Annotated in this window: 10 protein-coding genes; 6 read left to right on the plus strand and 4 right to left on the minus strand. The window is 61.6% G+C overall.

All coding sequences use genetic code 11. From position 1 onward, the window contains the following. Positions 1-20: 20 nt before the first annotated feature. From E4631_RS15465 to E4631_RS15475, 3 genes are all read right to left on the minus strand, one after another. Positions 21-1,328, minus strand: coding sequence for a DNA/RNA non-specific endonuclease (locus E4631_RS15465; RefSeq protein ID WP_240734951.1), 1,308 nt, complete (start codon positions 1,326-1,328; stop codon positions 21-23). A 445-nt stretch (positions 1,329-1,773) separates the two neighbouring features. After that, positions 1,774-3,351, minus strand: a complete 1,578-nt coding sequence (locus E4631_RS15470) for an alpha-N-arabinofuranosidase (RefSeq protein WP_133656396.1) — start codon at positions 3,349-3,351, stop codon at positions 1,774-1,776. 83 nt (positions 3,352-3,434) lie between these two features. Further along, positions 3,435-5,612 carry a glycoside hydrolase 43 family protein gene (locus tag E4631_RS15475; protein ID WP_133656395.1) on the minus strand — a complete coding sequence of 726 codons (2,178 nt, stop codon included), beginning with the start codon at positions 5,610-5,612 and terminating at the stop codon, positions 3,435-3,437. Positions 5,613-5,986: 374 nt separating this feature from the next. On the opposite strand from E4631_RS15475, the gene E4631_RS15480 reads away from it, so the two are divergent. Further along, positions 5,987-6,673, plus strand: coding sequence for a RibD family protein (locus tag E4631_RS15480; protein ID WP_133656394.1), 687 nt, complete (start codon positions 5,987-5,989; stop codon positions 6,671-6,673). A gap of 480 nt (positions 6,674-7,153) precedes the next feature. Here E4631_RS15480 and E4631_RS26530 read toward each other — a convergent pair whose 3' ends face one another. Beyond that, positions 7,154-7,708, minus strand: a complete 555-nt coding sequence (locus E4631_RS26530) for a S24 family peptidase (protein WP_240734953.1) — start codon at positions 7,706-7,708, stop codon at positions 7,154-7,156. A 430-nt stretch (positions 7,709-8,138) separates the two neighbouring features. Here E4631_RS26530 and E4631_RS15490 point away from each other — a divergent pair, with 430 nt between their 5' ends. From E4631_RS15490 to E4631_RS15510, 5 genes are read left to right on the plus strand one after another with little or no spacing between them, the layout of a single operon-like run. Continuing rightward, positions 8,139-8,399: a hypothetical protein gene (locus E4631_RS15490; protein WP_133656392.1), complete on the plus strand. Its 261-nt coding sequence runs from the start codon at positions 8,139-8,141 to the stop codon at positions 8,397-8,399. A 3-nt stretch (positions 8,400-8,402) separates the two neighbouring features. Then, entirely contained in the window at positions 8,403-8,705 is a 303-nt protein-coding gene (locus E4631_RS15495; protein ID WP_133656391.1) for a DNA-binding protein, read from the plus strand. A 13-nt stretch (positions 8,706-8,718) separates the two neighbouring features. Continuing rightward, positions 8,719-9,396: a hypothetical protein gene (locus E4631_RS15500; RefSeq protein ID WP_174805441.1), complete on the plus strand. Its 678-nt coding sequence runs from the start codon at positions 8,719-8,721 to the stop codon at positions 9,394-9,396. 12 nt (positions 9,397-9,408) lie between these two features. After that, complete coding sequence (locus E4631_RS15505) at positions 9,409-10,422, plus strand: hypothetical protein (protein WP_135318614.1); 1,014 nt, start codon at positions 9,409-9,411, stop codon at positions 10,420-10,422. Between the two features lie 37 nt (positions 10,423-10,459). Beyond that, positions 10,460-11,155 carry a hypothetical protein gene (locus tag E4631_RS15510; RefSeq protein WP_240734955.1) on the plus strand — a complete coding sequence of 232 codons (696 nt, stop codon included), beginning with the start codon at positions 10,460-10,462 and terminating at the stop codon, positions 11,153-11,155.

Below are 11,155 nucleotides of genomic sequence, written 5' to 3' on the forward strand. Positions count from 1 at the left end.
AGTCGAAAGCGCGGGCCCGCCTAGTTGGTGGGGCCGGCGTCTACTTTCGCCTCAATGGTGGCCTGCACGTCCACGGGCAGCTTCGAGAGCAGGTCGTAGCCGGTGGCGGCCTCAATGGCGTCCACGCTGACGCGGTACACGCCCCAGTCCTGGTTCAGGGCATTGTCGTTGGGCATGTCCACGGCAATGATGCGGGTGGTGGCCGTGATGCGGGCCAGGTCATTATCGCCCACCGGCAGCAGCACAATCACCTTCCAGGTGCGGTTGGGCACCGTCACGCGGCCCTGGTCAATGGTGGTCATGTAGCCCGACGAGCCCGTGCCGCCCACCCCGTAGCTACCCGCAATGATGTAGGCCTCGTAGCCGGGCAAAAAGCTGCGGGTGTAGTTCTCCAGGTCGGCCCAGGGGCCCTGGTTGTTCTGCGGCGCCTGGGGCATCATGTTGGTCATGAGGAAGGTAGCCGAGTTGTCCTCCACCGAGTTGGTGCGGTCGGCCGAGGGAGCGTTGTGGCCACGGTCGAAGCCCGAGCCCGTGTAGCTGGTGCTCTGCACCTGGTAAAAGCCCTCGGGCAGTGAGGGGTCGTTGCGGAAGTCGTTCTGCCGGTCGCTGGTGCCGCGGTTGGAGATGTCGAGGTGCCAGCTCACCCAGTTGGGCTTGCCCTGGGGGGCGTTGTAGCCCACCACGTACTGCGGTTTCACCAGCAGGTAGTTGCTGGGGTAGTTCACGTCGGCCACCGCGCCGCTGGGGTTGCCCAGGGCCAGGTTGTCGTTGTCTACCGAAGGCTGGGCCACGCCATAGGGCGCCACCGCAAAATCGTCAATATCGAGCCGCGCCGCGCCGCCCGAGGTCTTGCGCACCTCAAACTTGACGCTGCCCGGAATATTGACCGTAAACGCCGCCGCCTGCAGCGTGGCGCTGGTGCTAAACACGGTGGTGCCCACCTTCGTCCACTTGTTGCAGTTGCACGACTGCGACTGTGCCCACAGCTCCCAGCTGCTGCTGGCGTCGGTGCCGTACACGGCGTGCTGCACCGTGACGGTGCTGGCGCCGCCGCTTAGGTAAAACTCCATCGTGAGGCGGCCGCTGCCTTCGAGGCGGGCGGCCTGGGCGCCGTTTTTGTGGTCGGCCGGGTCGCTGCCCAGCAGCGCGTCGGTGAAGGTCCAGGAGCCGGTGGGCAGGGCTACCGTGCCAGTAGGGTAGTCCGGCTTGGTACCAGTATCAAACGTTTCCTGGGTGGTAGGGGTGGCTGTCTGGGCCTGAGCCGGGAGCCACGACAGGCCCGCGAGCAACAGCAAACAGGGGTAAGAGCGACGTAAGAATGGCGGCATGTACTAGGGTAAAAAAGTAGATGAACAAGTCTCAGATCGCCCAAGCGTCCAAGGCCCAGTTACAAATTTACCACTAAAAAAAGTGCAAGTCAATTACGGAATTATTAAATTAAACTTTGTAAATCAAAAGAAAAAAACGTTTAAATAAGTAAGCAATTTGCTTGTATAATATACTGCCGCATATTGCGCAAAGCCCGCTTGTGGCTTGAGCCAGGCCCCTTTCCCAAGGTTTTTCTCGCCCTGCCCAGGCTACCATGCCTGTGCCTGGGTAGCGGCCGGTCGCGGGGCGAAGTAATTGAAATGCAATTTCATAGCAAATTCATTTGCGGTAAAATCCTAAAAAAAGGTCCCTGGTGACGGGTTGTTGTGCTGGGCCACGGCCAAAAAGAAGGGCGCGTGGCCCAGCAGCCACGCGCCCTCGCACAGTTGTCGGCTGCCGCCGGCGCTACTTCAGCTCCAGCACCACCACCGACTTGGGGGGTAGGGCCACGGCCAGCTTATCGCCGCGCTTGCGGGCGCCCGTGAAGGCGGCCAGCGTCACGGTATTAGGCTTGTCGAAGGTGTTGTAGTCGCTCACGCTGGCCGAGGTCAGCACGCGGCCGGTCACGGTCTTGAAGCTCACGCCGGGCAGCGCCGTTTCCAGGGTCAGGGTCTTTTTGGGGTCGAGGTTCACGAGTGAAATGTGCACCGCCCCGTTCTTATCCCGCGAGGCCGAGGCGTTGAGGGCCGGGATTTTCTCGCCCCCAAAGGCGTAGTCGGGGCTATTGAATTGCAGGGGCAGATACTCCGCATCCTGGTGCACCTGGTAGAGGTCAAACACGTGGTAGGTGGGCGTGAGCAGCATCTTTTCCTTGTCCGTGAGCACCAGGGCCTGGAGCACGTTCACGGCCTGGGCCAGGTTGGCGCCGCGCACCCGGTCGCAGTGGTTGTTGAAGATGTTGAGGGTAGTGCCGGCCACCAGAGCGTCGCGCAGCGAGTTTTGCTGGTACAAGAAGCCGGGGTTGGTGCCGGGCTCCACATCGGTCCACACGCCCCACTCGTCCACGAGCAACGCCACCTTCTTCTCCTTGTCGTACTTGTCCATAATGGCCGCGTGCTTGGTCACGATGGCGTCCATTTTCAGGCAGTTGCGCAGGGTGCTGAAGTACATATCCTCGCCAAAGCCGGTGGCCTTGCCCTTGCTGCCGCTCCAGCTGCCGGTGGGCAGCGTGTACTGGTGCAGGGTGAGGCCCCACATTTTGCTAGGGCCGATGTTCTTCATGCACACCTCGGTCCAGTTGGCGTCGTCGCCGTTGGCCCCGCTCACAATGCGCTTGAGCCGGGTGCCGGGGTAGTCGTGGGCAAAGGTGGCGTAGCGCTTATACACGTCCGAGTAGTACTCGGGCGTCATGTTGCCGCCGCAGCCCCAGCTCTCGTTGCCGATGCCCCACCAGCTCACTTTATAGGGCGCGGGGTGGCCGTTTTTCTTGCGCTCCTGCACCAGGGGCGTATCCTCGTCCGAGTTGAGGTACTCCATCCAGCCGGCCATTTCCTGTACCGTGCCGCTGCCCACGTTGGCGGCCAGGTAGGGCTCGGTGCCGAGCAGGCCGCACAGCTCCATAAACTCGTGGGTGCCGAAGCTATTGTCTTCCAGGGTATTGCCCCACCACAGGTTCAGCATCTTGGGGCGCTGGGCGGCGGGCCCTACCCCGTCGTGCCAGTGGTAGGTATCGGCAAAGCAGCCGCCGGGCCAGCGCAGGTTGGGCACGTGAATCTTCTTGAGGGCCTCCACAATGTCCATCCGAATACGCCCCTGCTTGGGCACGTCCAGGCCGGGGTCAACCCAAAAGCCGCCGTAGATGCAGCGCCCCAGGTGCTCGGCAAACTGCCCCTGAATGTCTTTGCTGATAACCAGCTTAGGGTTGCCGGGCTGCACCGTGAGCTGCACGGTCTGGGCCGGGGCCAGCAGCGGCGCCAGGCCGAGCGCGGCGGCAAAGGCGAGCCGGCGAAAGGGGGTAGGGGAATTCTTTACCAAAGTGAACATGGGCAACTGATGGGAACGAGTGAGTGAAAAGGGAGGGGGTAGGGCCGCAAGGCCGGTACTGTACATAGTAAAAAGCGAAGCCGCTACTGGCTGGCCACCACCTGCCAGCGCAGGCAGGTGCCGTTGTCGCGGCTGGGGGTGGCGCCGGGGGCGTCGGCGGCACACAGGCTGCCGGTGCGGGGCGGGGCCAGCAGGTAGCGGTGGTTGGTGAGCGACATTAGCATCAGGTCGCCGCGCTGCATATCCTGCCACTGAAAGGTGGTGGCCTCGGGGCTACCCCCCGGCCCGATGCGCACCTCGCCCATGCCGGCCAGGCGCTCCACCGTCACGAGCCCGCCCGCCGACTCGGTGCCGCCCGCCGACTCCAGCGCCACGCGGCCCTGGCCCCGGTCCAGCACCCGAAACTGCGCCGCCGCGCCCTGGGCCAGCGGGCTCCCCAGCGGCACCGGCCGCAGGTAGCCGCGCCAGTTGATGAGCACGGTACTATCGGCCGGGCTGCTGAGCGTAATCAGCTGCCCCAGCGGAATAGCGGCGCCCTGGCCATTGGCGCGGGGCTCAGCCACCGCAAAGCGGTCAAAATCAGCGTAGCCGCCCGCCGCGCCCAACGTATTATAAGCAAACAGTGCGTAGCGCACGCCCTGAAACGTGCGCAGCTGAAACACCATCGTCACCGCGTCGCCCACCGGCCGGTAGGCCTGGCCGTCGGTGCTCAGCTCAAACTGCGCCTGCTCGGTGTCGAAGTTGCAGCGCGCCCGCAGCCATACCTTGCTGGCGCGCAGGGGCTGGCGCAGGGTGCGGCCGGTGCGCTGGTCCACCTGCTGCACCTCCAGGCCCTGGGCGGTACGGGCCACGCCCAGCCAGGCATAGGGGTAGTTGAGCAGGGCCAGGCCGGCTACGTCGCCGGGCTTCAGCCCGCGCAGGTCGAGCACCGTAGTGGGGGTCGATTCGGGGCCGATGGCGCGCTGCGTCAGCGAGTTGCGCGCCTGCCAGAAGTCCGGGGCCGGCAGCGTGTGCAGCCGCAGGTAGCCCCGGCGCTCGCGGAGCGACCAGCGCGCATCGTCGGGCAGGTGGTTCCACTGCCAGAGCGGATTCAGGGACGGGCCACTAAACTCGTCGCCGCGCCGAAACGGCGCGCGCGGCGCCACCGCCGCGCCGGCCGGGCCCACGTCGGGCTTCAGCCAGGTCTGGGGCGAGCGCTTGAGGTTGCCAGGCAGGCCAAAGTAGGGCCAGCCGCCTGTCCAGGTCACCGGCGAAAGGCACAGCAGGCGGCCCACCGAGTTGTGGTCCATCATCGAGAAGCCCCACCACTCGCCGGCCGGCGTTTGCACCAGCCCGCCCTGGTGCAGCGGGTTGGCCCCGGCAAAGGTCCGGGCGGGCGGCACCAGCGGAAACGCCGCTACCTGGGTGCCGCGCCCCAGCCGGTAGCCCAGGCCCGTGCCCAGCGTTTCCTCGGCGCTAATGACGGCCACCTCGTAGGGCCCGCCCACTTGGTCGGCGCGGGCGCACACCATGTAGCCCACCGGGTCGTAGTTGGTGTTGGTAATGATGTACTTGCCGTTGATTTTATAAAAGTGCGAGCCCTCGCCCACGCCGCTGCCCTTCGGAATCAGCACCCGCTCGGAGCCCGGTCGCATGTCGGTCAGGTCGGCGGTCAGCTCCGCGATGTGAATCTCATCGTAGCCCCAGATAACGTACACCCGGCCATCGTCGTCAAACAGCACCGACAAATCGTGAAACGACTGCTTCAACTCGGTGTGCGTCCAGGGCCCGGCCGGGTTGGTAGCGGTATACAGTTGGGTTTTGCGCCCGTTCACGTTGGTAAAAATGTGAAACTTCCCGTTGGCATACCGAAACGACGGCGCCCAGATGCCCTGCCCGTACACGCTTTTGCCCGCTTCCAGCCGGTACGCCGGCCCAAAGTCGAGCCGGTCGGCAGCGTAGCCCAGCAGCTCCCAGTTCACCAGGTCCTTCGAGTGCAGCACCGGCAGGCCCGGCATGGCGTGCATGGTGGTGCCGGTGAGGTAAAAATCGTTGCCGACCCGAATCATATCAGGGTCCGAAAACTCGTCGTAAAACAGCGGGTTGGTGAAGGTACTGTTGCCATTGTCGGCCGTCCAGGTGCGTTCGGGCGCGGCCGGGGGGGTAGGGGCTGCGGCCCGGCGCTGGCTTAGGGCCGGCCGGGGCAGTAGGCTGGCCACCAAAAGGGTGCCTGCCAGCAACCGGCGGCGGCCCGCACCCGAAAGAGGAGCAACGTGGGGCATGAAACAAGTGCGCATGGCACCGCCCGGCTCGGGCCAGGGTGGGGCAGGGTGGGAAAAGAAGGGGCCAGCTTTGGCCCTAAGTATCGTGGCAGGCGGTGGTACCGCCCAGGCGCAAAGCTAGCCCGTGTTCGGTAGTCAGCACAATCGTTTGTGTAAATAGAATAAAAATATTCTTTCGTAGCGCGAAATCAGAAGAAGAAGAGCAAGTACGAGTAGTGTAGGCTATCAACAACCGTTTGCGTAAATCATTTTGAGCCCGATACTGCCAAAATTTAAGCACACTCACTACCTCGGCAACGGTCGCTTCGCCCGGCTCGTACCGCTAAAGCCGTCGCCCAGCGGCGCTTCCCAACGCTCTTTTTGCCCCGATTAGCATGAAACCACACGTCATCTGCCACATGGTAGCCTCGCTCGACGGCCGCATTATTGTTGCCCGCTGGGGCGCAAACCCCAACCTCAAAGCCTACGAAACTACCGCCGCTCACTTCGGGTCCCAAGCCTGGATGTGCGGCCGCGTGACGATGGAAAAGGACTTCACCGACGGCCTCGCGCCCGACCTTCGGCCCGGTACTGCGCCGCCCGACCGCCACGATTTCGTGGCCGACCACGGCGCCGAATCCTTCGCCATCGCCGTGGATGCCCACGGCAAGCTAGGCTGGAAATCGGCCGCTATTGACGCCGACCACCTCATCAGCGTCCTCACCGAGCAAGTGAGCGACGAGTACCTGGCCTACCTGCGCCGCGTGGGCGTATCCTACATTTTTGGCGGGGCCAAAGAGCTCGATTTTGCGCTCGTGCTGGATAAGTTGGGACGCTTGTTTCCCATCAAAACCATTCTGCTCGAAGGCGGCGGCCACCTCAATGGTTCCCTGCTCCAGGCTGGTTTGGTTGATGAATTGAGTTTGCTGCACTACCCCGTCATCGACGGGGCGGCCAGCTCGGCGGCCGTATTTGAGCAAGGCGAGCAGCCTGGCCCGCCCGCGCCGCTGCAGCTGCTACACGTAGCGCAGCTGCCCGGTGGCTTCGTGTGGCTGCGCTACCAGGTGCTCAAGCAGAAGTAGGGGGGTAGGCTTTCCTGCTTTAACTGAGTTCAGCATCACGTTCTGCGTAACGTTAGGAGCGAGTGGCTGAGTGGCCCAAGCGGGGCAGCTGCGCCAAGTGTCGGGCCCCTACCCCGTTCAGTCGATAAAAGCATAATCCGACCAGCAAGTTGGGTGCTACTACGCGGTGGTAGATGCGCTGCCTAAAACGAGCTTCACGAAGAAGGAGATTGGCAAAGTGGGCGGCGGCAACTTCTGCCGCGTGTTTGGGGTGGCTACCGGCGGGTAGGCGTTACACTCAAATAGCCCGTTGGCAGTATAGCAACAATTCCCCCAGACGCAAAAAACCCGGAAAACTGCTTTCACGGCGTGAGAAGCGGTTTTCCGGGTGCTCCGGTAAGGAATAAGGGAGCCTCCTGTCGGGGCTCAACCATGCACTCAAAGCGCTCGGTAAACTATGGATTATCAGCCGTTTACCAAATGGGTAAAGGCTTGTTATTTCTAGCGAGGGGCGTCAGGAGGGGCGTTTTCCTCCAAATGCCGCCGTATCTCGCCTTTATCGAGGCCCAGGGTCTCAAAAACTTCCCATAAGCGCTCAGCAGTGATATCCGGCGCGCTGGGCAGGTAGGTTGAGATATAGCCGCGCACCCGCCAGATTTCCGTGATGTCGACACAATCCATCGGGTAGGGTTTCCGATGGTGGTTATCCGAGTAAAGCATCACCGTCATGTCGTGCGCAGTGATGCGCTCCCGAATGCGCTTCAGCATCACGCTTTCGCTGGTCACCACCACGTACACGTCGCCGGGCTCCAGCAGCCGCCAGTTATCGACATAGGAGGCCACCACGATGTCACGGTGGTTCAACGTCGGCTCCATTGAGTCGCCGGCTACCTCAAACGCCCGGTAGGTTCCGTGCTCAAACCCAGGAATGCGGTATTTCGGCAATTCTTGTAAGAATACTGCCTCATTGTGCTGTAGCCCATAGCCCGCTTGGGCCTGTACCGGCACCATCTCTGTATTATCATTCCCATCCCGGTCTACCGTGATGGTTAGCACCTTTCCGCTATTTACGGCGGGTAGCCGCCCGTCACCTGTCACCACCTGGGGCGCAGATGCTGCCGCACCACCGGTTTCACCACGGAGCATTGGCCCACGCCCCTGCACCAACCACTCGATAGATACATCCGGCCATTTATCTAGAAATTCTACCAAAGTAGGAAGAGAGGGCTCCGAACCTTGTAGGATTTTATATAATTTACTTGTAGTGCTGTACCCAAGCATTTTGCTTGCGCTACTGGCGTTTAAGCCGTAGTAATCGAATAGTTGTTGTATCCGCCCCACAATTGACGGCAACTTTTCTACTTCACTACCAATAACTTCCATGCTAATTCCTGTTTTGGTATAAAAAATACACCAGGGTTTATGTAGTATTGTACATGAAAGCAGCCGCTTTCATGTACAATATACAACCCAAACGGGAAATAGTATGGAACCAAACGAAAAAGAGTTGACAGCTTTACAGCTTGTGCTACAAAAGCTTGGTAAAAAGAATACGGTGGTACAGGACACCTTAACCAAACTACAAGATTCAGGCGTTAAAATCAGCCAGAGTGCACTTTACCAAGCCATTGCTGGCCGCAGTCACCGCAAGGAAGTAGTCGATGCCTTCTTTGAAGTAGCTGAGGCCGAGTTTGCCCGCCGCCGAGGTATAGAGGAGCGCGCCCGTCAACTCGTAGCCGAGGCCTAGCCCATGCAACCCGCCTACATCGTGCCGGCCGCCGAGTGGGACAGCCTCACCGCCCGCCTCGCCCGCCTCGAAGCTGCTGAAACTGCCCGCCTAGCCACCACCGCCGAAGATGATGCCCATGCCAATGAGGTGCTGACCGTGCGCCAAGCCGCCGCGCACATAGGCTTGACCCCTGAGCAGTTGCGCCGCGCCCGCCGGGCCGGCAAGCTTCAAGGAGTGCGACTCAACGAAAAGGATTTTGGGTACCGCCGCCGCGACCTCGACGCCTACCCCCGCCGCTACCACCGTGCCACCCAAGCAGCCTAATCTACCCCTACCCATGACCACCCAAGTAGCCCCCATCGTTGGCCCCAGCGCCCCGAATTCCCTTCTCAAAATTCAGAAGGCTACCATCAAAAAGCAACTGTTAGCCGCCGAGTTCAGTGAGCAGCTGACCCTAGAGGCCAAGCCCCGCGAGTTCACGATGCAGGGCAGCGAGCTGGTGCACCCCGACCTAGAACGCTGCTTTGCCCAACTAGTGCCCCATTTCTGCTTACTCACCGAGCAGCTGGTTGAGCATGCTGAGTACGAGGCCGCCGCTGGTTACTGGCCGAACTACGAAAACACCAACGAACTGCCCGAGCACTTCGAAACATACGAGGTAACAGGCATCATCATGGGTAGCAAAAACGGCGTGACGCTGATGGGTAAGCGAACCCTGAGCAGCAGCAAAGTGCTGAACATGACCAGCCAGTACGTGAGTTTTGAGCCAGTGCCCGAAGAGGAAGTAGAGACTGATGTTTGGCACTACGAGCACGCCGGCCGGCTAGAAACGGCGGTGCTCGATGCAATAGCCGAGATAGAGGCGGCCCTGCGTGGGAAGTGCAGCGAGGTAGGTAAGCAGCTCGACCTGTTCGACGCCGAGCAGAACAAGGAGGAAGTAATTGCCGAGTTCGGTGAGGTGACCAAAAATTTCCCGGCCACTAAAAAGCGCAGGGCCAAGCGCATAGGCGAGTAGTGCAGGCCCAGCGTGAACTACATCAAGCACAGCATGGCCGCTCACGAGCACCTGCGCGCATGCCCCGAGGCCAGCCCGCACCACGTCGCCCTGTACTGGGCGCTGTTTTTCGCGTGGAATGCTGGGTACTTCGAAAACGGCTTCGACCTCGACCACGCCGCCGTCATGCAGGCGGCCCACATCGGCAACAAGCGCACCTACACCGCCACCCTCTACGACCTCGAAACCTGGGGCCTGCTCACCTACCAGCCCAGCAGGTCAAAGCATCACGCCAGCCGCTGTTACCTCACCGAGTTACCAGGGGCAAAAGTGCCACAGGTAGAAACGCCCACTAGGGGCAAAAGTGCCACGGATAAAAAGCCCTCACCTGTGGCAGAAGTGCCACAAGCGCTTAGGGCAGATTTGCCCCCGATAGATGCTTTACCTGTGGCAGTTTTGCCACAAGACTCCTTATTAGTACAAACCTCTTTTCAAACATCTACTACAAACGTCGGCGGCGGCACGAAAAAAAAACAGGTAGAGGTGTTTTCAGGAGAAGGATTTTCAGAGGCGCAAGTGCTCGACGACACCGCCAGTTTTAACGAGCCAGTACCAGTCCCTGGTGCAGCCCCCAAGAAAAAAGTTGCGCCAAAAAAGAAAGGGGTAGGGCAGGGGCCGCAGGCCCCCCTCACGTCGGTCACCGCCGAGCCACGCCGGCGCGGCGGCCGGCCCCAGCGCCCCGAGTTGCCCTTCACCGAGTCCGAGCTAGCTACCCCCGAAGCTTTTGCCGCTGCTTTTGAAGGCAGCGACTACGCCCTGGCCGACCTGCGCTACTACCACGCCCTGGTCGCCAACTGGCGCAAAGACGGAGAGCCACCCCTACGCCGAGACTGGAAAGCCACCGCCACCAAATTCATGCTCAACGATGCAGCCGACAACCGCCTCAAACTTGCCCCAGGCACCCAGCGCCACGAGCCAGGGAATAGCATTGGCTCAACCGTCGACGGAATCCCAGTTACTGGCTACCGTTCAAAGCGCTGGGATTAGGGACCTAGCCCGTAGCAACAGCGACGAGCTGCGCGAGATGGTAGCCGACCTGAGCATGGGTCTTACCCGCCACCAGGCCGCCGCCGCGCCCAAGGTGTTCCAGCTCAAGCACCGGCTAGGCGAGGCTACCGTGATAAAACTCCTGGTGGTAGTGCTCAAATGCTTTTGCGACTCGGTGCGCGTGCCCGACAAGCTGAGCGCCGCCGAGCTGATAGAAACCGCTGAGGTATTGGCCGCTACCTACACTCACGACAGCATCAAGGATATTATGCTGGCGCTGAAAGAGGCCAGGGTAGGCGGTTACAAATTCTACCAATCAGTAGATGCGGGCAAGGTGTTCGATATCGTGAGCAGCTACTTCGAAAAGAAAGTAGACTGGCTCAATTCGCAGCACCTCGACACCAAGGCCCGCAGCACCAGCGCCGAGCACAGCGCAGTAGCGCAGCTGGTAGCGGCGGGCGCGGCGGTGGGCGGCATCGGCCAGCGCCTCGACCCTACCCACCCCAACCACGATAGCCTACGCCGCAAGCTCACCATCACCAACGGCAAGGCCCGCCGCGGCCTCATCACCCCCGAGCAAGCCGAGCAGCAGCGCCAGCAGGTGCAGCAGGCCAACCAGCGCAAGGCTCGCACCGACTGGCAGCCCCACGCCGCCGCTCAGCGCCGCATCGAGAGCCGCAACACCACCGAGGACCGCCGCCTGCTAGCCAAGTACAGCCAGCCCAACCAGTAG

The organism is Hymenobacter sp. UV11 (assembly GCF_004684095.1).
Taxonomy (GTDB): domain Bacteria; phylum Bacteroidota; class Bacteroidia; order Cytophagales; family Hymenobacteraceae; genus Hymenobacter.

What these genes read in the sequence shown, in the direction of transcription:
- E4631_RS15495 (WP_133656391.1), top strand. Translation starts at nt 8,403, where the DNA reads ATGCAACCCGCCTACATCGTGCCGGCCGCCGAGTGGGACAGCCTCACC.
- E4631_RS15480 (WP_133656394.1), top strand. Translation starts at nt 5,987, where the DNA reads ATGAAACCACACGTCATCTGCCACATGGTAGCCTCGCTCGACGGCCGC.
- E4631_RS15490 (WP_133656392.1), top strand. Translation starts at nt 8,139, where the DNA reads ATGGAACCAAACGAAAAAGAGTTGACAGCTTTACAGCTTGTGCTACAA.
- E4631_RS15470 (WP_133656396.1), bottom strand. Translation starts at nt 3,351, where the DNA reads ATGTTCACTTTGGTAAAGAATTCCCCTACCCCCTTTCGCCGGCTCGCC.
- E4631_RS15475 (WP_133656395.1), bottom strand. Translation starts at nt 5,612, where the DNA reads ATGCCCCACGTTGCTCCTCTTTCGGGTGCGGGCCGCCGCCGGTTGCTG.
- E4631_RS15500 (WP_174805441.1), top strand. Translation starts at nt 8,719, where the DNA reads ATGACCACCCAAGTAGCCCCCATCGTTGGCCCCAGCGCCCCGAATTCC.
- E4631_RS15465 (WP_240734951.1), bottom strand. Translation starts at nt 1,328, where the DNA reads ATGCCGCCATTCTTACGTCGCTCTTACCCCTGTTTGCTGTTGCTCGCG.
- E4631_RS15510 (WP_240734955.1), top strand. Translation starts at nt 10,460, where the DNA reads ATGGTAGCCGACCTGAGCATGGGTCTTACCCGCCACCAGGCCGCCGCC.